At 50.5% G+C, this 21490-nt stretch carries 34 protein-coding genes; 33 read left to right on the top strand and 1 reads right to left on the bottom strand.

Annotated features, from left to right (window positions below; genetic code table 11):
- The 7 genes from NE665_RS06610 (at position 1) to NE665_RS06580 (ending at position 4974) form a co-directional block, all read left to right on the top strand.
- Positions 1-819 (top strand): DUF3849 domain-containing protein, encoded by an 819-nt coding sequence (locus NE665_RS06610; RefSeq protein WP_002588978.1) that lies wholly within the window; start codon positions 1-3, stop codon positions 817-819.
- A 2-nt stretch (positions 820-821) separates the two neighbouring features.
- Positions 822-1160, top strand: a complete 339-nt coding sequence (mobC, locus tag NE665_RS06605; RefSeq protein WP_002588979.1) for a plasmid mobilization relaxosome protein MobC — start codon at positions 822-824, stop codon at positions 1158-1160.
- 155 nt (positions 1161-1315) lie between these two features.
- Positions 1316-1615 carry a CD1845 family protein gene (locus NE665_RS06600; protein WP_002588980.1) on the top strand — a complete coding sequence of 100 codons (300 nt, stop codon included), beginning with the start codon at positions 1316-1318 and terminating at the stop codon, positions 1613-1615.
- 121 nt (positions 1616-1736) lie between these two features.
- Positions 1737-2333, top strand: a complete 597-nt coding sequence (locus NE665_RS06595) for a type IV toxin-antitoxin system AbiEi family antitoxin domain-containing protein (protein WP_002588981.1) — start codon at positions 1737-1739, stop codon at positions 2331-2333.
- Positions 2330-3184 (top strand): nucleotidyl transferase AbiEii/AbiGii toxin family protein, encoded by an 855-nt coding sequence (locus NE665_RS06590; RefSeq protein ID WP_002595844.1) that lies wholly within the window; start codon positions 2330-2332, stop codon positions 3182-3184. Before NE665_RS06595 ends, NE665_RS06590 begins: the two co-directional genes overlap by 4 nt.
- A complete protein-coding gene (locus NE665_RS06585) occupies positions 3181-3507 on the top strand; it encodes a hypothetical protein (protein WP_038270897.1) in 327 nt (108 codons plus the stop codon). Before NE665_RS06590 ends, NE665_RS06585 begins: the two co-directional genes overlap by 4 nt.
- Before the next feature lie 54 nt (positions 3508-3561).
- Positions 3562-4974 carry a relaxase/mobilization nuclease domain-containing protein gene (locus NE665_RS06580; RefSeq protein WP_002588983.1) on the top strand — a complete coding sequence of 471 codons (1413 nt, stop codon included), beginning with the start codon at positions 3562-3564 and terminating at the stop codon, positions 4972-4974.
- A gap of 188 nt (positions 4975-5162) precedes the next feature.
- Here NE665_RS06580 and NE665_RS06575 read toward each other — a convergent pair whose 3' ends face one another.
- Positions 5163-5477 carry a helix-turn-helix transcriptional regulator gene (locus NE665_RS06575; RefSeq protein ID WP_002576937.1) on the bottom strand — a complete coding sequence of 105 codons (315 nt, stop codon included), beginning with the start codon at positions 5475-5477 and terminating at the stop codon, positions 5163-5165.
- A gap of 157 nt (positions 5478-5634) precedes the next feature.
- On the opposite strand from NE665_RS06575, the gene NE665_RS06570 reads away from it, so the two are divergent.
- The 26 genes from NE665_RS06570 (at position 5635) to NE665_RS06445 (ending at position 21487) form a co-directional block, all read left to right on the top strand.
- A complete protein-coding gene (locus NE665_RS06570; protein ID WP_256302511.1) occupies positions 5635-6177 on the top strand; it encodes an SLOG family protein in 543 nt (180 codons plus the stop codon).
- Positions 6178-6284: 107 nt separating this feature from the next.
- Positions 6285-6455 (top strand): hypothetical protein, encoded by a 171-nt coding sequence (locus NE665_RS06565; RefSeq protein ID WP_166434156.1) that lies wholly within the window; start codon positions 6285-6287, stop codon positions 6453-6455.
- Positions 6456-6471: 16 nt separating this feature from the next.
- Entirely contained in the window at positions 6472-7854 is a 1383-nt protein-coding gene (locus NE665_RS06560) for a DUF6138 family protein (protein WP_256302510.1), read from the top strand.
- Between the two features lie 12 nt (positions 7855-7866).
- Positions 7867-8100, top strand: a complete 234-nt coding sequence (locus NE665_RS06555; protein ID WP_227062678.1) for a cytochrome D ubiquinol oxidase subunit II — start codon at positions 7867-7869, stop codon at positions 8098-8100.
- Positions 8101-8111: 11 nt separating this feature from the next.
- Positions 8112-8615: a DUF2004 domain-containing protein gene (locus NE665_RS06550; RefSeq protein ID WP_256302509.1), complete on the top strand. Its 504-nt coding sequence runs from the start codon at positions 8112-8114 to the stop codon at positions 8613-8615.
- Positions 8616-8709: 94 nt separating this feature from the next.
- Positions 8710-8928: a hypothetical protein gene (locus tag NE665_RS06545; RefSeq protein ID WP_256302508.1), complete on the top strand. Its 219-nt coding sequence runs from the start codon at positions 8710-8712 to the stop codon at positions 8926-8928.
- 27 nt (positions 8929-8955) lie between these two features.
- The gene (locus NE665_RS06540; protein WP_256302507.1) at positions 8956-9552 is read left to right on the top strand and encodes a hypothetical protein; all 597 of its coding nucleotides are present in this window, start codon (positions 8956-8958) and stop codon (positions 9550-9552) included.
- Positions 9553-9574: 22 nt separating this feature from the next.
- Positions 9575-10129: an SUKH-3 domain-containing protein gene (locus tag NE665_RS06535; protein WP_256302506.1), complete on the top strand. Its 555-nt coding sequence runs from the start codon at positions 9575-9577 to the stop codon at positions 10127-10129.
- Positions 10126-11130, top strand: a complete 1005-nt coding sequence (locus NE665_RS06530) for a DKNYY domain-containing protein (RefSeq protein ID WP_256302505.1) — start codon at positions 10126-10128, stop codon at positions 11128-11130. Before NE665_RS06535 ends, NE665_RS06530 begins: the two co-directional genes overlap by 4 nt.
- Positions 11131-11146: 16 nt before the next feature.
- On the top strand, positions 11147-11692 hold the full coding sequence (locus NE665_RS06525) for a hypothetical protein (RefSeq protein ID WP_256302504.1): 546 nt from the start codon (positions 11147-11149) through the stop codon (positions 11690-11692).
- Between the two features lie 16 nt (positions 11693-11708).
- Complete coding sequence (locus NE665_RS06520) at positions 11709-12035, top strand: DUF5713 family protein (protein WP_055650636.1); 327 nt, start codon at positions 11709-11711, stop codon at positions 12033-12035.
- A 5-nt stretch (positions 12036-12040) separates the two neighbouring features.
- Positions 12041-12988, top strand: coding sequence for a DUF4241 domain-containing protein (locus NE665_RS06515; protein ID WP_256302503.1), 948 nt, complete (start codon positions 12041-12043; stop codon positions 12986-12988).
- 11 nt (positions 12989-12999) lie between these two features.
- On the top strand, positions 13000-13959 hold the full coding sequence (locus tag NE665_RS06510; protein WP_256302502.1) for an NTF2 fold immunity protein: 960 nt from the start codon (positions 13000-13002) through the stop codon (positions 13957-13959).
- An 8-nt stretch (positions 13960-13967) separates the two neighbouring features.
- Positions 13968-14204 carry a hypothetical protein gene (locus tag NE665_RS06505; RefSeq protein ID WP_002576922.1) on the top strand — a complete coding sequence of 79 codons (237 nt, stop codon included), beginning with the start codon at positions 13968-13970 and terminating at the stop codon, positions 14202-14204.
- A 15-nt stretch (positions 14205-14219) separates the two neighbouring features.
- Positions 14220-15701 (top strand): hypothetical protein, encoded by a 1482-nt coding sequence (locus NE665_RS06500; protein ID WP_256302501.1) that lies wholly within the window; start codon positions 14220-14222, stop codon positions 15699-15701.
- A 16-nt stretch (positions 15702-15717) separates the two neighbouring features.
- Entirely contained in the window at positions 15718-16143 is a 426-nt protein-coding gene (locus NE665_RS06495; protein ID WP_003524793.1) for a hypothetical protein, read from the top strand.
- 61 nt (positions 16144-16204) lie between these two features.
- Entirely contained in the window at positions 16205-16804 is a 600-nt protein-coding gene (locus NE665_RS06490) for a hypothetical protein (RefSeq protein ID WP_256302500.1), read from the top strand.
- Between the two features lie 2 nt (positions 16805-16806).
- Positions 16807-17052, top strand: a complete 246-nt coding sequence (locus NE665_RS06485; protein ID WP_256302499.1) for a hypothetical protein — start codon at positions 16807-16809, stop codon at positions 17050-17052.
- A gap of 10 nt (positions 17053-17062) precedes the next feature.
- Positions 17063-17503, top strand: a complete 441-nt coding sequence (locus NE665_RS06480; RefSeq protein ID WP_256302498.1) for an immunity 51 family protein — start codon at positions 17063-17065, stop codon at positions 17501-17503.
- Positions 17500-17763 (top strand): hypothetical protein, encoded by a 264-nt coding sequence (locus tag NE665_RS06475; RefSeq protein ID WP_003524806.1) that lies wholly within the window; start codon positions 17500-17502, stop codon positions 17761-17763. Before NE665_RS06480 ends, NE665_RS06475 begins: the two co-directional genes overlap by 4 nt.
- A 10-nt stretch (positions 17764-17773) precedes the next feature.
- The gene (locus NE665_RS06470; protein WP_242915911.1) at positions 17774-18088 is read left to right on the top strand and encodes a hypothetical protein; all 315 of its coding nucleotides are present in this window, start codon (positions 17774-17776) and stop codon (positions 18086-18088) included.
- Positions 18088-18498, top strand: a complete 411-nt coding sequence (locus NE665_RS06465; RefSeq protein ID WP_003524810.1) for a hypothetical protein — start codon at positions 18088-18090, stop codon at positions 18496-18498. The genes NE665_RS06470 and NE665_RS06465 overlap by 1 nt, the downstream gene beginning before the upstream one ends.
- A 10-nt stretch (positions 18499-18508) precedes the next feature.
- Positions 18509-18970 (top strand): SMI1/KNR4 family protein, encoded by a 462-nt coding sequence (locus tag NE665_RS06460; protein WP_347285920.1) that lies wholly within the window; start codon positions 18509-18511, stop codon positions 18968-18970.
- Positions 18971-18979: 9 nt separating this feature from the next.
- Positions 18980-20617: a hypothetical protein gene (locus NE665_RS06455; protein WP_256302497.1), complete on the top strand. Its 1638-nt coding sequence runs from the start codon at positions 18980-18982 to the stop codon at positions 20615-20617.
- Positions 20618-20752: 135 nt separating this feature from the next.
- On the top strand, positions 20753-21106 hold the full coding sequence (locus NE665_RS06450) for a hypothetical protein (RefSeq protein ID WP_256302496.1): 354 nt from the start codon (positions 20753-20755) through the stop codon (positions 21104-21106).
- Between the two features lie 30 nt (positions 21107-21136).
- Complete coding sequence (locus NE665_RS06445) at positions 21137-21487, top strand: DUF6547 family protein (protein WP_256302495.1); 351 nt, start codon at positions 21137-21139, stop codon at positions 21485-21487.
- Positions 21488-21490 lie beyond the last annotated feature (3 nt).

The following is a 21490-nucleotide window of genomic DNA, read 5'->3' as shown; positions in this document are numbered from 1 at the left end:
ATGAATACCAACGATTTGAATATGGCCCTTTATGAAAAGATGGCCGCTGAGCAGGACAAATACAGGGACTGGCTGAAAAGCCAGCCCCCGGAAGAAATTCTGCACCACACCTATGAGTACACCATCCGTGAGGACATCGTGATGGCGATGGAGGAACTGGAGCTGACCGATGCCCAGGCAGAGGCGCTTTTGGAATCTCCCTCGCCGCTGGCGGATGTGTACCGCTATTTTGAAAAGCTGGAGACCGGCCACATGGATGTGATCCGGGACAGCATTGAGAACCGTGCCAATGATGTGTGCAGAGCTAAAGAGGAACTGCGAACAACACCGGTCTATCCCCACTCTGCCGCCTATGCGAGAGAACATGGGGAGCTGGAGCAGTACCGAGCTTTCAACAATGTAAATCTCCAATGCAAGGAGTCCATTGAAGCGGCGGTGCGGGAACACTTCGACGGAATGTATCTCAGTCACGATGCGGCAAAGGGTGTGATCGAGACCTATGGCATGGAGCGTGTGGCTTTGGTTCTGGCCAACACCGTCCAGCTTCAGGACTGGGATGGGCGCTACTCCCGACGCAATAAGGAATGGGCTAAGACCATTCCCAACGAGAACCCCGAAACCGTCCGTTGTGGTTATGTCCTGAACAGCCACCCTGCTGTACTGGATGGCTTTATTGATCTGGTGCGTGAAGAACAGCAGCGTAGCCGTACTCAGGGAGAAAAACTGCAACCGTCCCGTCCCTCAGTACGGGATAAGCTCAAACAGGAGCTGCCGGCCCATAAGCCCGCCGCCTCAAAGAAACGGGAGCCGGAGCGATAACTATGGCAAAGCGTAAGCGGGATATGCAATTAAACTTTAGAGTTTCAGCGGAGGAGCTTGCTGTGATTGAGCAAAAAATGTCTCAGTTTGGAACCTCCAACCGTGAAGCCTATCTAAGAAAAATGGCGCTGGATGGGTATGTAGTCAAGCTGGAGCTGCCGGAGCTGAAGGAGCTTGTTTCCCTGATGCGCCGAAGCAGCAACAACTTAAACCAGCTGACCCGTAAAGTGCATGAGACTGGGCGGGTTTATGATGCTGACTTGGAGGATATATCCCAGCGGCAGGAACAGTTATGGGAGGGCGTAAAGGAAATCCTTACCCAGCTTTCCAAACTTTTATAACGGGGATAGATACTCCATTTGCGGAGGGAGGAACGGCATTACTTCGCTGCTCCTCTCTCCGCTTTTTCTTTTTATCGGTATCCTTGTCTTTTGCCTGCCCATGCCGGATAATATGATTAGAAAAGATACCAAGAACGCTGCAAGGAGGAAATGACATGAAGATTTTGAAAGGGCTTTTGATGATTATAACTGCACCGGTCATTTTGGTTCTGACACTTTTTGTCTGGCTCTGCACAGGGCTGATCTACATATCCGGTCTGGTGCTCGGCCTGTTCAGTACCGTGATTGCTCTGCTTGGTGTGGCTGTGCTGCTTACCTATTCCCCGCAGAATGGTGTGATTTTGCTGGTTATGGCATTTTTGATTAGCCCTATGGGGCTGCCGTTGGCTGCAATCTGGCTGATGGGTAAGGTGCAGAGTTTGAAATTTGCAATTCAGGAGTTGGTTTATGGATAAAAATACGCAAAACCATAAAAATGCCAGACACCGTCTGTTAAATTTGGAAAGAGAAACTATATATCCACGACTTTACTTTTGAACTAATATCGCGTATAATATTAGTGCGAAAGGAAGTGATATGATGGGACAATTTGAACAGCTGGATCAGATGCTAACAGAACAAGAAGGAATGCTGCGAACATCGCAGGTCGTATCTTCTGGAATTTCAAAGCCGGTATTTTATGATTATGTGCGTTCACGAGATTTGGATAGAGTCGCACATGGGATTTATCTGTCCAAAGATTCCTGGGTGGATGCCATGTATCTGCTTCATTTGCGATTTGAACAAGCAGTATTTTCACATGAAACAGCTTTATTTTTTCACGATCTGACAGATCGTGAACCAATAGAATATACAGTTACGGTCAAAACTGGATGCAATCCAAGCAAAATGAAAGCAGAAGGCATTCAAGTTTTTACGATTAAAGCAGACTTACATGATGTAGGACTTACAACAGCGAAAACTCCGTTCGGGCATACTGTGCCGGTTTATGATATGGAGCGAACAATCTGTGATTTGCTCAGAAGCCGTAGCAGAATTGAAATTCAGACCTTTCAGGGAGCACTGAAAGCGTATGCCCGTAGAAAAGATAAGAACCTGCGAGCTTTAATGCAATATGCTGGGATGTTCAAGGTGGAAAAAATTTTACGACAGTATTTGGAGGTACTTTTATGATAAAAACAGCAAGACAGCTTAAAGATTTAATACGAAACCTTTCCAGAGAAAAATCCGCAGATGCTCAGATTTTAATGAGGAACTACATGATGGAGCGTTTTTTGGAGCGTATTTCTCTTTCTGAGTATCGTGATAAGTTTATCTTGAAGGGTGGTATGTTGGTAGCGGCTATGGTTGGATTGGATGCCCGCTCTACGATGGATTTGGATGCAACCATAAAAGGAGCTAATGTTAATGTGGAGGATATTGAGAATCTAATTTCATCAATCGTAACTGTTCCGATTGATGATGGTGTTAAATTTCAGCTGAAAAGTATTTCGGAGATTATGGATGAAGCAGAGTATCCGGGGATTCGTGTCAGCATGAGTACAACATTCGATGGTGTAGTGACCCCTTTGAAAATTGATATTTCTACGGGAGATGCAATCACTCCAAGAGAGGTTCGGTATTCATTCAAACTTATGCTGGAAGATCGCTCCATTGATATTTGGGCTTATAATTTAGAAACTGTGCTGGCAGAAAAACTGGAAACCATTATTACTAGAACCACAACCAATACCCGCATGAGAGATTTCTACGATATTTACATTTTAGAACAGCTGCATGGAACCACGCTGAACCCGAAAATTTTACATGATGCGCTTCTGGCAACTGCTCATAAACGGGGATCGGAGAAGTATCTTAACCAGGCTGAAGAAGTTTTTGACGAAGTGGAAAATGATTCGGTTATGCAAAAACTTTGGGAGGCATACCGTAAAAAGTTTTCTTATGCTTCTGATTTGGAATGGGATGTGATTATGAAAGCAATTCGCAGGTTATATGTTCTTTGTGAGAAGGGCATCAGCTTATGAAAAAGCATGGACACTATTGTAAAGTTTGTGGTGAATACAAAGCCAACGAAAATTTTTCAGGCAAAGGTCATGCATCCCACATTTGTAAATCCTGTGCTTCGCTACCAGCAGAAAAGCAGGCTGAACTGATGACACTGAATCGTCTTTTGAATCTTCCATGGAGGCTATCGAAAGAGCAGTTGTCCTGGCTGAAAAATCGACTAAAGAATAGGCGGCCTGATGTCCGTGCATTGGCGCAAGAGCAATATGAAATGAGATTTCCACCAAGACACTTAGAAGATGATGAGTTCAATTTTTTCGATGAAGAAAGTTTTATAGAATAGTGAAAGCGGTCTGCTATGGCAGGCCGTTTTCTTTTCGGGAAGGAGGTCTGACCTATGGCAACCACAAGAATCATGCCGCTTCATGTCGGCAAGGGCCGCACAGAAAGTCGGGCGATCAGTGACATCATCGACTATGTGGCCAATCCCAAAAAAACAGATAATGGCAGGCTCATTACCGGCTATGCGTGTGACAGCAGGACTGCGGATGCAGAGTTCCTTCTGGCAAAGCGGCAGTACCTTGCCGCGACCGGACGAGTGCGAGGTGCGGATGATGTGATCGCCTATCATGTGCGCCAGTCGTTCCGCCCCGGTGAGATCACACCGGAGGAAGCCAATCGGCTGGGTGTGGAATTTGCCAAGCGATTCACCAAGGGCAATCATGCCTTTGTGGTCTGCACCCACATAGACAAGTCGCACATTCACAATCACATTATCTGGTCATCGGTCAGCTTAGAATATGACCGGAAATTCCGAAACTTTTGGGGCAGCACCAAGGCAGTCCGACAGTTAAGTGACACCATCTGCGTCGAAAACGGACTATCCATTGTGGAGAATCCGAAACCTCACGGAAAGAGCTATAACAAGTGGCTGGGCGATCAGGCAAAGCCCTCTCACCGAGAGCTGCTGCGTGTAGCGATTGACAACGCATTATCACAAAGTCCTGCTAATTTTGAGGAACTGCTGAAGCTGCTAAAAGAGTCCGGCTGTGAAGTATCAAAGCGCGGAAAATCGTATCGTTTGAAACTCCCCGGCTGGGAGAAAGCCGCCCGAATGGACAGCCTGGGCGAAGGATATGGATTAGATGATTTGCAGGCGGTTCTCTCCGGGAAGAAAGCGCATACCCCACGAAAGAAAATAGTTACACAGGCAGAGACGCAGAAGGTCAATCTGCTGGTGGACATTCAGGCAAAATTGCAGGCTGGAAAAGGTGCTGGCTATGCTCGATGGGCCAAGGTGTTCAACCTCAAGCAGATGGCGCAGACCATGAATTACTTGTCAGAGAATAACCTGCTGGAGTATGCGGTTTTGGAAGAAAAGGCTGCGGCTGCCACGGCACATCACAATGAGCTTTCGGCGCAGATCAAAGCGGCTGAAAAGCGCATGGCAGAGATTGCTGTTCTGCGTACTCACATTGTAAATTATGCCAAGACCCGTGAGGTCTATGTGGCATACCGCAAGGCAGGCTACTCTAAGAAATTCCGGGAGGAACATGAGGAAGAAATTCTGCTCCACCAGGCTGCTAAGAATGCCTTTGATGAGATGGGCGTCAAGAAGCTGCCCAAGGTCAAAGAGTTACAGACGGAGTACGCGAAATTGCTGGAAGAAAAGAAAAAGACCTATGCCGAGTACCGGCGTTCCCGTGAGGAAATGCGGGAGCTTTTAACGGCAAAGGCCAATGTGGATCGAGTGCTGAAAATGGAGGTAGAACAGGATGTTGAAAAAGAAAAAGACCACGGCCAGCGATAAGCTGGTCCTGGTCAAAAGCGTTCGTAGAACGCGCAGCCACAGAATGAAATTCTGTGTTCAAAGGGGCTTGGGGGCACTGCCCTCAACAAGCAGTTTGTGGCGAAATGGATAGCCACAAGCATTGCTTGCCACAATATGCTGCGCATAAAATGAAAAACTAACGACGGGACGCTTACTGCCTCCTATCGTTAGTTTTCTGTGTTTAAGCGACTTATAAAACCAATCAGCATAATCAAATCGTCATCTGACATCTTTCTCATTCCGTCCAAAGCCTTCTTGATAAGCTGAGGGTTATTTTCCTGTGCATCAAAAAATTGAAGCGGTGTGATTTCAAAATACTCACAGATGTTGAGGAACTGCTTCATAGACGGCATAGAACGCCCAGAGGAAATCGCCTGAATATAGCTTCTGTTCTGCCCTAACTCCATGCTCATCTGATATTCTGAAACACCTTTTTTCAATCGCAATTCTGTGATCCGATTGCGGATAAATTCTTCGTCCATACGCTCACCTCTCTGCTCTTTTAGCATAGCAGAAAGCAATTCTTGATACTTCGTATGTATTGTGTTATAATTTTATAGTACAACCTTTATACGCATTATTATTTGCGTTATTTTTGCTTTATATGCGTAATCAAGGCAGTTATCAAGGGTGATTTATATGAATCAGTATGCCTGCGCCATTACCGGCCACCGACCAACAAGATTTTGCTTTGGATATAATGAGGAAGATCCCCTATGCCAAAAATTAAAAGAATGTCTCCTGGAGCAGTTTCGGATACTTCATGACGAGAAATTTGTCCGTACTTTTTTTGTCGGCGGTGCTCTTGGTGTGGATATGTGGGCTGGAGAACAGCTGCTGACATTGAGGGCACAAACGGGATACGAAGATATTAAAATTGTCGTTGTAGTTCCCTTCATCGGTTATGACTCTAAATGGCCGGATCAGAGTAGACATAGATTGAAAAAGCTGATCCAAAACGCAAACGATTCCATTGTTATTTCACATTCTGCGGATGTTTCCAGTTATAAAAAAAGGAATTACTATATGGTCGATCATGCAGAGTACCTTATCGGTGTGTTTGATAATCAGAAAAAGCTGCGCTCAGGTACATCACAGACAGTCAACTATGCCTTGCATAAAGGAAAAGCAATCACTCTAATCCATCCAGATACTATGGCAATAACACCCCTTGCGACTTAACAAATTCACAAAAATTTTTCATTGGCATTTCCAACAAAATATTTTCATTGAAGGAGTGCTGTGATATAATAAGATATAAAACTACGCTCAGAACAAATGGTGCCGCTATGAACAAATATATTGGACAGCAATTTGCTGCTTTAAGATACGAAAAAAATATTTTGGTTGTTGAAGAAACTACATCCGCTGGTGGATGCGGCTCCTTCAACGCGGCTTCTTCATGTCCTGCGTCAGCCTGTCTTTATGACAGTGCGGCGTGGGGCTTTTTTATTGTCTGAAAAGAGGTGATCAAGCATGAGTTTGCCAAAACGCGACGGCGTACATGACCGCTACTATCTGATTCATAAACCGGACACTTCCCCGGAGGTGCTGGCGGAGGCGGATCTCTGCATTCAGGATGTGCTGAACGGAACCGCTCGTGAAAATCACTCTGCCTACCCGACCGTGGTGCGAAATCACAACGGGACACCGTTTCTTCCCGATCAACTGCTGGAGCGGTATTTGACCGGACTGCTGCTGAAGAAATTTCCCTGTGAGGATGCTGTTTCCGTCTGCGATGCCATGCGGCGGCTGGTTGGCTGGGAAGAGATCCGCTATACATTGGAGAAGTACATAGAAAAGCAGGTGCAGGAGCGGTTCTTCCTTGTGGGAGAGCGGGACGATGGCTTTACAGTCTTTCCGCCATGCACGGTGTTGCCGGAATTGCGCCCGGAGGATGTGGACGAAGGTCTGCTGCACTTTGCCTGCTATGTGGCGGTCTGCTGCACGATGTATGGACAGAGTTTTGAATCCCTTACCACCGAACATATCCTCGGCCTGGTTTCCCAGCTTCGCCCGGATCTGGTAAAGCAGCTGAAAACAGCCGGCAGCGGCAAATTGCCAAAGGACATCCAGCGCCGTAAGACGGAGCATTTCACCGCATCAGCCAACGATGCGTTTGCCACCATCCGCATTACGGCTAAGGACTGCACCGAGGAGTGCTATGCGGAAATCCTGGACTACCTGTGTGCGGTGTTGGAGCAGGAGGAATTTCCCAACAGTTACTCGGTAGAGTTCCGTGGGAAGGAAAAACTCTATCTGCCCATTCCCGGCCTACCCAAGAAGGGAGTCAATCAGCTCTTTGCCTGCGCTGTGCAGTACCCCAGTCTGCATCCAGCTATGGAGCGATATGCTCGTCTGGCTATGCGGGAGTTTGAGTGGTACCAAAACCTCGCGGATGAAGCCTGTGCAATGCCCGGCACCTTTGCTGTGTTCGCCCTGGGACTGGAGGGAGAACGATGGGCACCTCTGGTGGCGGAGTATTTGGATCTCTGTGACAACGAGCACTCCTCACTGCAAGAGAAATTCCTTCATGCCTTTATCCGGAAGTTTGGTTTCCAACTATGGACACTGGGAATATTGGTGCGGGGCGCATTGTCTATGCAGTGGCTGAAGCCTGCCAAGGAATTCCACAGCTTGATTGCCAATGCGGAAAGCCTGGATGCGCTGCTGACAGTCAAGCGCCGCTTTTCCGCTTATCTCCTGCCGGAAGAGGACAAGGACCCGAAATTCCGGGCCATCGCTTGGCAGAGCCTTCTCTGGGCCATCTGGGGAAAAGATTCCGAAAATGGTGGCAGCAAGACCATCAAGACGGCACCGAAGGAACTGAAAGAGAAATACCAGCAAGTATTTGCGTAAGGAGGGAGTAGAATGAACAGCGAACAGATCACAGCATTTTTGCAAGAGCATTGGTACATTGCCTCGGTGCTCATCGGGGCCGTGATTTTAATTGGGGCGATCCGCAACTGGAACTGGCTCTGCGACCCCACTGGTACGCGGGATGCCCACCGCCACAGCAGAGGATACCGGCGTATGGTTTTCTTTCTGTTGGGTGTCCTCCTGATTGTGGTGAGCATCTGGGGATTTGTGCTGAAATTGAAATAAGAGGTATATCTATGAAACTGAATTGTAAACGCATTGATTTAACATATACACCCGGTGAGGAAATCTTCAACTTTCCCGAGGAATCGGGACTGCCCTTTATCTTCGATGTAGAGGAAGAACTGACTGCTGATCCTGCTGCCATGGATGTGGTGGGAGGAATGTTGGATGAGGCGGAGCAATTGGCGGAAAAGGCCAAAGCCGCCATCAAAGCGGCGCTGGCGGACGAGGACAGCCGCTACCATAGCGTTGTGACATTTTTCATGGAGTTCCATCGGGACGATGTAGGCCCGGATATTGCGGCGGAACTTTTTCCGGGAACCGACCCGGCCAAGCTGTCCTTTGCCGAGATGGTGGACTTTTTGAAGCTCAAGCGGTTCGGCAGTCTGGTAGATGACGAGATGAATCAACAAGTTTTCATTATGGATCTGTCCTTCAACCCGGAAATCACTGACGAGCTGATGGTAATCTACTTTGACTTGAACAAGGAGATTTTCTGTATTACCCATGAAAGCTGAATTTGTTGCCTGTATTTTTGAGCCTGAGCCTGTCCAGTGGGGGCTGCGGGGTGACCCTTTCCTGTGGCGGCTTCTGAAGGAGCGGTATTAGGCGGTGGAACTGCCGTATCCCCCCAATGTTCTCCGAGAGGAAATCCTCCACATCTTTGCGGATTTGACCGGAGAGCTGCCGGAGCCGGGCAAACACTACTATGTAGATCAATTTGCCAAAACTCATGTAGGAATGTCCACTGGTTGGATAAGCGGAGATTTTTGGCAGGCTACGGCAATCCCACTATTGATGAAACGGCTGGAGCAGGCCAATCGTTCATAAAGTGACGCCAGGAAAGGAGGTGCGGCGATGAGACAGAACAGTAATCAGACGAAGCATCTGCCCACACTTCTGGTTCAGCAGATCCGCCTGCAATGGTATAAAGACTGCCGGGGCGGAAACGCGGCCGCACAGCGGAACCAGTATCCCAGAGCCATGCGTCTGCCGAAAGACTTCTTCTCCTATTATCCTTTTGGTCTGCCTACGCACTTTGCATCTATTGTACAGAGGCCCGATGGATTTCAGATCGATAGGGACTGTCGCAGGCTGATGGAGTGGAAGCCGAATGGCACAATGCGGCTTCACCCTTTTGAACTGATTCAGCAGGAGGCCGGAATCCATGTGCGCTACCGCAATGATTGGCACATCGGTGCCATGCCGGAGCGATATACCTACGATAAGACCGGGCAGAAACAGCCTCTCAATGAGCTGGCATTGGATTTGGCTCCCGGCGAGTATGGGAGAGCTGTCTGCAATGGGCGGTTCCGGGACTGGGATACAGGAATCTGGTATTATGTACTGGATATTTTGAATGTGATGCCGCTTACAGAACCCACTGACTCATTGACCAGTTTTACGGACAGAGAGCCGAATAAGATATATACACAGATTGACCGGCCGTGGTGACGAAAAACAGGAGGATACTACCATGATCAAAGAACGCATCCCTATCTCTGGCGATCTGGGCAGCAAAGTTAAACAGCTGATGGAGTACGCCGGATGGTACGAAGGCCGCAGTGTGGATATTTCCATTGCGGAGAAGTATTACGCCGATCATGGCGTCCCAATGATGAAGACCACCCAGCGGTTTTACCGCAAGTATTTCGGCCTGTGCTGCGAGTGGTACTTGGCACAGAAAAAGCTAAAATGGGCGGCGGATTTTGAGTTTGCTTTGTTCCCTTACCTGGTCAACGGGATCAAAAACCATTTGGAAGAAGCCTATTTTCGGGATATGTCCGGCTGTGAACTGGCAGAGATCGAACAGGCTGCCGGTGAAAAATGCCAGCCCATCGGTCATATCGGCTACTACTACCCGGCGGAGGTTTGGATCTCCGAGTACGGGAAACTATATGCGAAATATGAGTATCAGGATGAGATTGAGTGCTTTCCAGATGTGTTTGCCCTGATTGAACGGGAGTTGCGGCAGTGCAAATTTGATTCCGCTGCCATGAAAACGGTTGAGGCACTGGACGGAAAGATATGAAACAGGACTTTACTATTTGGCGCAATCAAATATTGCAGAATCCACGGGACATTTCACCGCTGAAATTCGGAATATCGCAGGATGAGATCATAGAAATCTTCGGGAATCCCGATGTCGTTTCCACCATGAGAAGCGACGGGAAACCTTTGATCCTCAAATATCATGACATTGAACTGCATTTCGATAGAAAGGCCCCTCATGGGCTCTACTTAGTTTATAGCGACGACGAGATCGAACTGAGCATAACAGATCATCACGAAGAACCGCTACAACCAATCAACAGCACAGAGCCGGTGGACAATGAGTTTTTCCTTCAAGATGAGGCCGTTTATTTCTCCGGCCTATATGAAAACAGCCTGCTCAAGGGTGTTGCGCCCAAAGACTTCTGCTACTGGCATTACTGGGGAAAATCCTCTACGGCCTGCTTTCTCGGCGGGATTCGCCTGCGTGGAGCAGACCCGGCATCGTTTCGGGTGTTAAACTATGCCTATGCCATGGACAAAACAGCCGTCTACACCACCAGCGGGAGAATCCCAGGTGCAGATCTGGCAGACTTCCAGGTATTAGACAATGGCCAGAACGATTCGGGTGCGCCCCAGGGATATGCAAAGGACAGCCGACAGGTCTACTTCCACAACGGAGACGGCAAGGTGAAGATCATTAAAAGCGCGGAAGTTTCCTCTTTCCTCTCGTTGGGCGACACCTATTTTGCCAGGGACGAGAAACGGATCTATGCTTACGGTAAGCAGCTTCCCAAGGCGGATCTGCCCTCATGGGAATTGCTCAGTCACTGGTATTCCCGCGATGCCAAGCGGGTGTACTACCTCAACCGGGAGATCAAGGGGGCGGATCGGGACAGTTTCACCGTATGCACCCCGCTGGACGCACCTCCGCTCGCTGACCATTTGGCCCGCGACAAAAATCACTTTTACCAAAATGATGAGATGATTGAAGAACCGCTGTGGCGGGAACAGCTACGCAAAATGACCCAAGAACCGTAAACGGAGGAAAACGACTATGGACTATTTGAAAATACTGCATGAAAACCCTGATTTGGCGGATGAATTTGATTCACTATTTGACTTCTTCCTGATGGATGAGTTATCCCCTCGGGATGACGCAGAAGGCCGATGCACCTTTTCCCTACCTGGTATGGCCTTTGCCAGAGATGGCTCCGGCGGAGAATACCACCTGTTGGAAGATGGCTCCATTGGATATTACAGCAGCGAAGGGGAGGCAGGCCGTTTGGCCGAGAGCATGGACGACCTCTTTTCTCTGTTTGTGAGCTGTATTTGCTGGCACGACTGCTGTGACACAAAGCAGTATGTAGATTCCAAGACATTGGAGGAGTATGGGCAGAGACAGCGTAACTGTAACTTGGAAGATATGGATATGGACAGCTTGCAACGGGTATCTGATGCCCTCGGCATCCCTACTGGTGAGCCGCTGGCTCCTGTTCTGGAGCGGTTCCACAAAGCAACCCAGCGTGAGCCTCTGTATCAGTGTATATTTCACGAGGACGACGGTAGCATGACCGAATCATACGGTTTGATGTTTGAATGAGAAAGGAGAAATCACAATGAAAGCATTTGACCCCAATTACAAACTGCTGGACGAGATGTATCAGGACAATTACTATCCCACTTTTCTGGTGGACAAGGTAAAGGACGAGCTTCAGAAGGTCATCGACCTGCTGGAGAGCGGCGAAACCGACACCGAAGTGGTGCAGGAAACGCTGGATGAGGCGGTCTGCGGCATCAATGATCTCCAGGAGGAGTTTGACGAGCACGACAGCGAGATCGAAACGGTGGCCCGTGAATGTATCGCGGCAACCGTGGCCTACATTCTGGAGTGGTTTGGCATTCCTATTGACACCGAGGAGGCCATCCGGGAACGGGACTGGTGAACCCTATGGCAGAAAAAGAACTGGCCGTTTGTGATGAGTGCGGAAGCCTGTTTTTCAAAGGCTCCTCACAGATGATAGGGCTGTGCCCGGAATGTGCCCATGTTCTCTATGGCTACCCGAATTGTGACCATCATTTTCAGGATGGCCGGTGTGTGAACTGCTACTGGGATGGCTCAAAGAGCGTGTACATCAAGAAACTGAATCAACAGGAGGAAACTGATATGCCTACAACTGAATGGCTGAACAAATACGAAGCAATCAAGGATAGACTGACCTGTAAAGATGACTTAGAGGCCCATTTCACAGAGAAAGTGATTGGGAACATGGCGGTGGATGTACTGGACATCGGTGCCGTCCATTTCCCTACCGGGCAGATCTTCGCCTGTGATCCGCTGGTGGAGCTGGAGGACACTCTGCCCTTCCTTCAAACGATCCCCGCCGGAACTTATCCCGTGAAAATCTGCGTGGTGCCCAGCGAACAATACGGCGACCGCTACGCCTGCGTCAAGGTGGAGGTCAGCCAGGAAAAGCCTGTCCGCTATGAGATGGGCATGGTGGGCAACGAGAATCTGGACGCGGCACTGGGAGATGATGACTACTTCGGTTTCGGCGTAGATGCCGGAATGGGGTGTATTGCAGACATCCAGACCCAGGCGGCTTTCAAAACATACTGGGCCAAGCGGCTGGAGGAGGACCCGGACATCGACCCCTACAACGACCTGTTCTGCGACTTACTGGAGGAAAACGCCAAAGCCCACCCCAAATATCAGGGAGACTGCGGCGACTGGCTCAACTGGACGATGCCGGACACGGACTGCAATCTGCCCATCTTTGCCTCTGGCTGGGGTGACGGTTACTATCCCGTCTACTTCGGCTATGATGCAAAGGGCGAAGTCTGCGCCGTGTATGTGCGCTTCATCGACATTGAAGCCAGTTACAAAGAGCAGGAATAAGGAGGCGCGCTATGGAATTACCAAAACGGGCCCGAACAGCGGATTGGGAAAACGGTGTCCTAACTTTAGATGGAGAAAAGAAATTTGATATTCCGGAGCTGACCACAGAGATCATGGAGCAGCTGGCCGGTTACACCCTGGTGGGCTTCCATGTGAAAAGCTATCCGGTGACGGATGAACTGCTTGCCCCTTTTGCCGGACATAAAAGCATGGCCAACTTCGGCGTGGAGGACGGTGCGCTCACTGACGCCTGTTTCCCCGTTTTTTCCGCTATGCCCAAGCTGCGTTATCTGCTGCTGGACGGTAACGCCGCCATCCACGGCAGCAGTCTGTCCGCTCTGCAAGGCTGCAAGCTGGACCTTCTGACGCTCAACCGTACCGGGCTGGATGATGCCGGTCTGCTCCAGGCGGCCTCCATCCCCAAGCTCTCTCACATCCAGATCGACCATACCGCCGTTACCTATGAGGGCCTGCTGGCCATCGCTGGCAACAACCGCATCGAGCCAGTGGCCCATGTGCAATTCACCCAGGAGCAGATGGAACACTTCTTCCAGCTCCAGCGGGAAAAGGCCAAAAAGCCCGTCCAGCTGGATGAGCAGGCGGCGGCGGAATGCCGCAGGGTGCTGTCCGCTTTCTTTGCCGAGATGACGCAGTGGGAGCAGTACATGGAGCAGGCCGGGTTTGAAGGTGCTGAGGCAGTGCCCTGCCTGCTGACGATCTGGGAGAAATATGTGAGCGAAAAGCCCCGTCCGGGCTATCGACCTCTGGGCCTCTCATACAGCGCCCAGGGCACCTACAACGGGGAAGAATTCCTTGACGCAGAGCAGATCACCAAAAACAAGCTCTACATCTACACCAGAGAGAAAAATACCGGCTTTGACCGCCGTTTCCTCATGAAGCGTGTGGGCGATGTTTGGATGATCGACGCGGTACATGAGCGGCTGGACGGCTGGCAGCGCACGGAAGTGTGAGGCATCACATGGCTTGGGAATATGAAACCTTTGGCCCGGACGGTCAATGCAAATTGTTCGGTGTGAACATCTTTGACTACGACTGGCAAACCACCGGCAAGCGGGTAAAAATCAAAGACCCCATCTATCACCAAGACCATACCTTCGAGGTCTGGCAGGTAGAGATTGATGGGCAGATCCACCGCTTTGCTGCTGGAGAGTTCTCCAACTGCGTATGGGGATTTTATTTAGAGAAAGACGGATGAAAGGAGTGTAAACCCATGAAAGCCAACGCCGGAGAGGTCTATACAGTCTATAACCAATATCTTAAACGCTACACCGCCTGCCAGGTGGCCTATATTACGCCGCCGGACACGGTGAGCAAAGAGTCTTGGGCAGTGGTCCTCTCTCTGGATTGGGTGGGCAACGCCCCTCTGACTGCGGAGGAACTGCCCCATCTCCGCCCGCTCTACAAGGACTTTATGTACTGGCCTCGTGACCTTCACCTGCTGCGGGTACCGGTGGAGGTCCCGCCCCAGTACACGCTGGTGGGCACACTGCCGCCCTTCACCGACCAACCCTGCCGCTCCTACGGCGGCTGGAGTGACGGCTATGATGTGTATCTCCAGATCCGGTGGCAGGCCATTCCGGAGGAACGGCGGCGGGCCTTCAAGGAGGCCATGGACAGTGACGAGCAAACGGAGATCGGCGGTATCCCGGTGAAGGTCAGCAGCCATCGGGTGACGGACCAGTACGAACCATTCGATTCGGCGCTGGAACTAAAGGCGCTGCCCTGCCTCTCCGAACTCATCTGCGAGCGGTGGCACCCGGATCTGCTGGAGTTTTTGCGGGAAACCCCCTTTGTTGATGAAGTGACTTTGCTGAACCACGGTCAGAGGACACTTGATCTGCGGGGCACCAGCATCAGAAAGCTGATGCTGGACATGACTGGCCTTCAGGAACTGTGGCTGTGTGAGGGAACGGAGCAACTCCTGTTCCAGAACAAGGGGCCGGACGCCTGTGCAATCCATGCCCCCGAAGATGGCAGCGGTTTGACCCTCCAATTTATCGGGCAATACCGCCCGCACACGGAACTGCCGAATCTACGGGGGCTGCATGGCATCGAGCTGAAGGACTTTGATCTGACCGGGCTGGCTGCTGTCCATCCTCACCTGAAGGAGCTGAGGCTCTGGGGCGAGCCGGGAAACCTGGGGAACTTCTCCGCCGTGGGAGAGTTTCGGGAACTGAAGAACCTCTCCACCTTTGACCTGTTCGGCTTTAGCGCAGCTGACATTCCCACCCCGGAGCAGATGCCGGAGCTTCGCTGGTTCTGGATGACCAGCCTGCCGGAGACGGCGGCAAAAGCGGCAAAGCAGCTCTGGAAAGGCAAGCCGGGCATGGATCTGCGGATCACCAAGCCCCGGAAACCAGAGTGGCTGGCGCAGAATCTGGACAATCCCTTCCGGGGCTGGGACGGCGCGGAGCATATCCCTGCCGCCGCTGCGAAAAAGGCAGCCAATCAATACCGCAAGACCCGCTCCCAGCTGATGAAGCTGGCCGCTGAGCCAGGCGAGGCCGCCCAGGCCCAGGCGCTGGAAGCCGTGGCCGCCTACACCCAGACCTTCAACAAGATGGGCTTTATCGAAACCGAGGAACGGGATGAAATTTACATGGCCCTGCGGGGTATCCTGGATGCCCTGCCAGGCGACACGCTCCAGAAAGATTCCCTGATTGAGAAGTTTGAGGAGCTTCGAGATTTTTGAGGAGGTTGAAAAAACAATGGATACAAGAATCACAGAACTGTTGGAAGAGATAAAAAAGGCAATCGACAAGGCTGCCACCACAGGCGACAAATATCAGTTTATAGATCCGGTCTTTGATTTAACTGATGAACTGGAACAGTGCGAAACACCTTTTGATGCTGTAAGACCGATCTTGGAACTGATTGAATCTTCTCCCAATATTGATTTTGGCGGTCCTGGGCCGTTGGGTAGCTTTATGGAGAAGTTTTACCATGAAGGCTATGAGGAAGAATTGGTCGCATCGCTGAAAAGAAAGCCAACTGAATACACAATTGCTCTCATGTTCCGCATCATTGCAGATAAGAAAAATCCCAATCTGAGTGAATACAAACATCTGTTAAAGACACTTGACTGCACCTCTGAAATTGATACTTTCTGGTTGGATGAGATTGCAAAACTGTAAAGGATTTGAACCCATTTCGGTTTCGGCTGTGAAAGCAATTTCCTGAAAGGAGTGGAGGCGCATGAGCCGAATCATTGATGAACCCTACTTTACATACAGTGCATACAACGCCCTGACCTCCGGCATTCAGGTAAAATGCCCCAAGTGCCACGGCGCAGGTGTGGTGAAAGCGGATGATGAGAACGCCTATTTCCGCTGCCTGAGCTGCGGACATCGGGAGACCCGCGACCGGACGATCTACCGCTACGATGTCCATAACCAGTGCAAAAACTGCGGCAGATACTATCGGGTTGATATTGAAAATACGACAAAGCAGCACTTTTCCGTCCTCCATGTGGCCTGCCCCTACTGTGGAACAATCATGTCAGGAGAAGTTCATAAAACAGCGGAGGCGTTTTCATATATTGGCGAAATCAGAGATGGACGAGAACCTTACTTCGGCCTGGAACTTTGGTTTTTGACCTCCTTCCAGGGTAAGCCAGTCTGGGCCCTCAACCGGGAGCACCTTGCCTATCTGATCGACTATCTCAGTGCCGATTTGCGGGAAAAGCCACCGGGAAAAGCGAAAATGACTCAGGCTGACCATCTCCCCACCTTTATGAAAACCGCAAAGAACCGGGAGCGGATCGTGAAGCTGTTGAGGCAAATGCAGGAGAAATGAGGATGGACCAGACAGTAATTTACAATGGCCAAATTCTTACCCTGACGCGCTTTTGGGCGACGGGAGAGCCTTGCCTGTGGATCACCGACCCAGAGCAAATCGGGATGCCCAAAATGGAATTTGTGGGAGGCCACCCGGACGAATACTGCATTTTCCTGAAAAATCTGACTGAAGCAGAGCTGGCACAGATCACATCCCTGGACGGCGCTCCACTGGATATGAAAGAAGAACGAAACGACATCGAATGAGGAGAACACTATGAAAGACTTTTCCCAATACGGAAACAGACCGGACGACCAGTGGGAGATGCTGCCCTGGATACCCGATCCACGCCCGCCTTTCAAAATCTGGGTGAAGCCGGAGCAGATCGCGCCATTCTTTCTCGTTCCCCACCACCCCTATGCGATCTCCCTTCTGCTGAAAATCAGTGACGGATTCCGGACGGAAGAATTCCGTCGGTTGGGACTGACTGGAAACAGCGGAGACTGGGAGCGGCTTGTCCGGGGCGTGATCCAGGAGTTCGAGGAAAATAACAGCGGCGTGGATCTGTTTCACTTCGACTCCGACGAAGATGTGTTCTGCGTGTACTCCCAATACATCGACGATTTAATGCTGCTGTCCAAAATGATCCGGGCGGCCTGTGACAATGAAAAAACGATGGGGATGTATCTGAACATGAGCGAGGTTGTGAAAGCATGAAAGAGTTGACCACTCAAACAGGGATTATAGTAAAATGCAGTAAAACGGCCATTGAATTTTTCCAAAATGCTCAATCAGTGGATTTCTTCTCTGCACTGGAGATTCCGAAGGAATTTCAAGACATAGCGGTTGAGTTTTATGATTTGATTCTGGAAAACGACCATCCTACAGCTTTGCTGGGCTGTCGCGGCAATTATGATATTGCGGTACAGATAGATGAGGTAACCGGCACCATGACGGGGTGGCATTGGTTCAAATGAGGGAAATGGAATGATCGAGTACATCAAACTCTTTTGGGAGGGCGCACCGGAGGGAGAACTGTCGGTGATCCTTTATGAAGTGGATACAGGAAATGGGCGGCTGGCTCTCCGCTCCATTGACATCTTTGCAGATGGCCGCACCCGCAATATCCCTGACCTTTACGACGGAGCTATTGAAATCACGCCCATCCCCACCGTGGAGGAATTGAACGCCCATGTCTGGGGCGAGGAATTCCACGCCTGCATCATAGAAAAAGCGGAATTTGAGGCCATCTGGGAAAGCCACACCTATGATGGAGCGTTAAAAGAATCAGGAGGGTTCTGATGAAACAGACAGATATTTATACCGAAGCTCTGACCTGTCTGCGCTCCATCCTTCTGGCAGACCATCCAGAATTTCAAAACTGGATCGACTGGCTGGAGAGGGATATTCAGGACTGGACCCAGCGCCGTGAGGTTGCCCACCATCTTCGGGCATACGGCGGCATGGGCTCGTTCAATGACCTGCCCAGTATGCGTGGAAATCATGACTATATTTTCGGCTTTCTCAAGTCCGTGTGCTATGCCTTCGGCCATCTTTATGGCAAACGGGAAGGCATTTCTCCGGAGGCACTGATGGAGGAGTGCCTGCACGATGTAGAGCAGGCAGCCTATCACCCCCATAAGCCACTGAACCAAGCCATTGCCCAGCACTTGATGCAGGGCGATTTACAGGAAAACCTGGATGCTCTGTGAGGGAAATACAATGCATGACATGAATTTGGAAAAAAACCGCAGTAAAATTCAAACTGCTTATAAAGTAAGCCCCTTCACAAAGGGTACCTGCCCAGAACCGGAGGATGCTGTGAAACGATTTGAAAGCAGGTATACTCCCATCCCCGCAGAGTACCGCTGGCTACTTTTGAACTTCGGCGGCTGCTATTTGGCGGAGCCATGGATCTTCACACTGAAAGAGTTGGAAGAAGCCTACCCGATTTTTCAAGAGGCTTATGAGGATTACATGAGCGAATATGACCACGGTTCCGCCTTTCCAATCGGAGGATTGGGTGACGGGAGTATCGTATTTATCGACTTGGAGAGCGGCAGAGTCCGGGGCTATAACTGTGACTATGCCGATCTGGAGGAGATTGCCGAGAATTTTTCCAGCCTGCTCCTGGACCTTGTGGAACAGGCATTGGAACTGGGAAAACTGTGCAGAGAATTGTGAGGTAAGCGTATGGCAAAGGACATCAGGGAGTGCCTGCTGGAGCAGGTAGGAAAATTTCATCAGTGGCAGGAAATCACTTATCCCGGAAAAACCACCGAGGAGATTGGCGGTGCGTGGGAGGTCGATTACCCTGCGTGGAATGATATATTTGATGCCTTTTGCCATGTGTTGACCCAAATGAATGCAGAAATGGCAGACAGCGTCCTGCTGGATGAGATGGTCTATTTAATTGCCAGGGCCAACGAAGCGGAGGGATTTATACAGGAGACCACTTCCCATCCACAATGGTTTGAGTGCCTCTGCCGCAGGGCCGCAGCTTCCAATGAGAATGAGGCCAAGTGGCAGTTTGCTGCCTATCTGCCGGAATGCTCATGTAGTCAGAAAGTCAGGGATATAATTCTGGATTTCGCAAAGGACCCTAATGAATATGTGAGCCGGCGGGCGCTTTTGGCAATGCCTGCTCTGCGTCCTGACTGTGTGGAACAGTTCGCTCCGCTGTTCTGGGAGCGGAACTGTTATTCCCTCGAATTACAGGAATACCAGCGGATCGCTGTTCTGGTCTCACTGGACGCCATCCATTCCGACCTGCTTCCACAATACTTGGAACGGGCCAAGCAGGATGGTCGGAGCTATCTGCTGGAACACGCAAAACGAATCGAAGGAGGACTTGCCATGAATGAAAAACTGTCCCGTCCCCAATTCAATCAAATGGATACAACCGAGAAGCAGACGCTGATGGAAAGCCTGGCTGCCCGTTATGATATGACCTTTCTCGGTCTACATACTTTTGACCGCTGGGGCCAGAGCTGCACCACCGGCATCTTCAAGAAAGATGGTCGGGAGTTCGTCTTTGTCCCCGGCGATACCGTCACCCTGGGCTGGGAGCAGTTTGCCGAGGGACTGAATCAGGAGAGCCGGGAGGAATTGGACTATCTGTTCCAGGAGTGGGAGATGGAACCGCAGAACCCGGAAGAGATGATCCGGGAAAGCATGGCTCCCGTCCGGCAAGCGGCCATTGGCCCCATGCTGGTGGGCCGGGAGCTGGAGGAAATTAACTGGGAGCCAGTCAAAATGGACGATCCCAGGCTGACTGCCCACCCTGACTGGCTGAAGGAGTTCCGGGATTTTGCCTGGAGTGACAGCAGCAGTCTTACCTTGCATCAGTCAGCTCGCATAGAACGGACAGAAGATGGATTTCAGATCTGTATCTATAACCGCACAGACTACGATGCGCTTCTTGCCATGCTGGAAAACAGGAGCTTCTCCCTGCCCACGGCGGACGAGTGGGCCTACCTGTGTGGCGGCGGATGTCGAACCCTGTTTCCATGGGGAGATGGGTTAGACTACTCCATGCGTCTGCACTGGTTTGAGGACATGGATGAGGATGAGAACCGGTCCTATGACATGGAGGAACCCAACTTCTTCGGCTTGTCCGTCGCCTACGATCCCTATATGCGGGAAGTGGTGCAGGCTGATAGGCTTACCACCTGCGGCGGCGATGGCGGATGCAATATCTGCGGTGGGCTGGGCCCATTTCTCGGTTTCCTACCCTGTTCGCCCCACTGTAAGCCGGAAGTGCAGGAGGACAATGAACTAAACGGAGATTATGACTTTTATCGGCCTATTATTCGGGTAGATGTGAACTGATAGAATGGAGAACAGCAAATGAAGGATGAAACTCTGACCGCCCCAATTTACCACGGCTTCTTGCCGCTTAAGAGCCGGGAAAGGCAAATCGACCTCACTCCCCGCCTATACACCCAGAGTGGCGAGAAGATCCACTTGGCCTTCTTGCCCCTTCGTCCAGACTGCGGAAATGACCCGCAGTGGGAGGACTGGAACTGCTACCGCTCCATCCTCACCATCGGCTGGCCGGACTGTGAACAACTGCTGATCCCCACGCTGAAACAAATCTTTCCGGTTAAGGACCCCACCAATGGAGAGGTACAGGAGGAATTTGACCTCTGCTTTGACAACTGGATTGGGAAAGAGGACTGGGAACGCTGGATGCTCCTTGTCCGGGACAGTTTGCCCGATATGACAGCAGAGGAATCTGACTTTCTCCGCTCGATCCTTGAATGGGCGGAAATGGCACTCACCCAAACCAGTGTAATGGTTGTAGAAAGCAATTTATAATCTAAAACCCCAGGAAATGGAGGATTGAACATGAGTAAGGAACTGGAACTATATCAAGCTTTTATTGACGGCCTTGTGGAGCGGAAAGACAGCATGACGGCTCTGTGGGTCAAGGGTGATGGCTTTCCAAAGACGGAGAACAACAAGGCGAAGAATGATCTTCTCACCGCACTGACACCGGAGCAGAAAGATGTGCTGGCCGAGATGCTTCAAGACGAACATATTGCGGGTATCCACGATACTCTTGCATATATCAATGAGATGATGGATCTGGAGGGGCTGGAGCTTCATCAGGACGGTGAATCCTATCCCAACGACTATTTTGAGAGCCTGCACTATGACTTCATCAGCCGTTGTGACGGAGATGAGTGGCCGGAATAAAAG

Source organism: Clostridium sp. DFI.1.208 (genome assembly GCF_024463855.1).
Lineage (GTDB): Bacteria > Bacillota_I > Bacilli_A > Erysipelotrichales > Erysipelotrichaceae > Clostridium_AQ.
The sequence above is the reverse complement of the archived record's forward strand: the minus strand, read 5'-3'. Positions and strand labels throughout refer to the sequence as shown.

Bases quoted from the DNA above. Each gene is read 5' to 3' on its own strand.
- NE665_RS06610 (WP_002588978.1), top strand. From the start codon at position 1: ATGAATACCAACGATTTGAATATGGCCCTTTATGAAAAGATGGCCGCT.
- mobC (WP_002588979.1), top strand. From the start codon at position 822: ATGGCAAAGCGTAAGCGGGATATGCAATTAAACTTTAGAGTTTCAGCG.
- NE665_RS06600 (WP_002588980.1), top strand. From the start codon at position 1,316: ATGAAGATTTTGAAAGGGCTTTTGATGATTATAACTGCACCGGTCATT.
- NE665_RS06595 (WP_002588981.1), top strand. From the start codon at position 1,737: ATGATGGGACAATTTGAACAGCTGGATCAGATGCTAACAGAACAAGAA.
- NE665_RS06590 (WP_002595844.1), top strand. From the start codon at position 2,330: ATGATAAAAACAGCAAGACAGCTTAAAGATTTAATACGAAACCTTTCC.
- NE665_RS06585 (WP_038270897.1), top strand. From the start codon at position 3,181: ATGAAAAAGCATGGACACTATTGTAAAGTTTGTGGTGAATACAAAGCC.
- NE665_RS06580 (WP_002588983.1), top strand. From the start codon at position 3,562: ATGGCAACCACAAGAATCATGCCGCTTCATGTCGGCAAGGGCCGCACA.
- NE665_RS06575 (WP_002576937.1), bottom strand. From the start codon at position 5,477: ATGGACGAAGAATTTATCCGCAATCGGATCACAGAATTGCGATTGAAA.
- NE665_RS06570 (WP_256302511.1), top strand. From the start codon at position 5,635: ATGAATCAGTATGCCTGCGCCATTACCGGCCACCGACCAACAAGATTT.
- NE665_RS06565 (WP_166434156.1), top strand. From the start codon at position 6,285: ATGAACAAATATATTGGACAGCAATTTGCTGCTTTAAGATACGAAAAA.
- NE665_RS06560 (WP_256302510.1), top strand. From the start codon at position 6,472: ATGAGTTTGCCAAAACGCGACGGCGTACATGACCGCTACTATCTGATT.
- NE665_RS06555 (WP_227062678.1), top strand. From the start codon at position 7,867: ATGAACAGCGAACAGATCACAGCATTTTTGCAAGAGCATTGGTACATT.
- NE665_RS06550 (WP_256302509.1), top strand. From the start codon at position 8,112: ATGAAACTGAATTGTAAACGCATTGATTTAACATATACACCCGGTGAG.
- NE665_RS06540 (WP_256302507.1), top strand. From the start codon at position 8,956: ATGAGACAGAACAGTAATCAGACGAAGCATCTGCCCACACTTCTGGTT.
- NE665_RS06535 (WP_256302506.1), top strand. From the start codon at position 9,575: ATGATCAAAGAACGCATCCCTATCTCTGGCGATCTGGGCAGCAAAGTT.
- NE665_RS06530 (WP_256302505.1), top strand. From the start codon at position 10,126: ATGAAACAGGACTTTACTATTTGGCGCAATCAAATATTGCAGAATCCA.
- NE665_RS06525 (WP_256302504.1), top strand. From the start codon at position 11,147: ATGGACTATTTGAAAATACTGCATGAAAACCCTGATTTGGCGGATGAA.
- NE665_RS06520 (WP_055650636.1), top strand. From the start codon at position 11,709: ATGAAAGCATTTGACCCCAATTACAAACTGCTGGACGAGATGTATCAG.
- NE665_RS06515 (WP_256302503.1), top strand. From the start codon at position 12,041: ATGGCAGAAAAAGAACTGGCCGTTTGTGATGAGTGCGGAAGCCTGTTT.
- NE665_RS06510 (WP_256302502.1), top strand. From the start codon at position 13,000: ATGGAATTACCAAAACGGGCCCGAACAGCGGATTGGGAAAACGGTGTC.
- NE665_RS06505 (WP_002576922.1), top strand. From the start codon at position 13,968: ATGGCTTGGGAATATGAAACCTTTGGCCCGGACGGTCAATGCAAATTG.
- NE665_RS06500 (WP_256302501.1), top strand. From the start codon at position 14,220: ATGAAAGCCAACGCCGGAGAGGTCTATACAGTCTATAACCAATATCTT.
- NE665_RS06495 (WP_003524793.1), top strand. From the start codon at position 15,718: ATGGATACAAGAATCACAGAACTGTTGGAAGAGATAAAAAAGGCAATC.
- NE665_RS06490 (WP_256302500.1), top strand. From the start codon at position 16,205: ATGAGCCGAATCATTGATGAACCCTACTTTACATACAGTGCATACAAC.
- NE665_RS06485 (WP_256302499.1), top strand. From the start codon at position 16,807: ATGGACCAGACAGTAATTTACAATGGCCAAATTCTTACCCTGACGCGC.
- NE665_RS06480 (WP_256302498.1), top strand. From the start codon at position 17,063: ATGAAAGACTTTTCCCAATACGGAAACAGACCGGACGACCAGTGGGAG.
- NE665_RS06475 (WP_003524806.1), top strand. From the start codon at position 17,500: ATGAAAGAGTTGACCACTCAAACAGGGATTATAGTAAAATGCAGTAAA.
- NE665_RS06470 (WP_242915911.1), top strand. From the start codon at position 17,774: ATGATCGAGTACATCAAACTCTTTTGGGAGGGCGCACCGGAGGGAGAA.
- NE665_RS06465 (WP_003524810.1), top strand. From the start codon at position 18,088: ATGAAACAGACAGATATTTATACCGAAGCTCTGACCTGTCTGCGCTCC.
- NE665_RS06460 (WP_347285920.1), top strand. From the start codon at position 18,509: ATGCATGACATGAATTTGGAAAAAAACCGCAGTAAAATTCAAACTGCT.
- NE665_RS06455 (WP_256302497.1), top strand. From the start codon at position 18,980: ATGGCAAAGGACATCAGGGAGTGCCTGCTGGAGCAGGTAGGAAAATTT.
- NE665_RS06445 (WP_256302495.1), top strand. From the start codon at position 21,137: ATGAGTAAGGAACTGGAACTATATCAAGCTTTTATTGACGGCCTTGTG.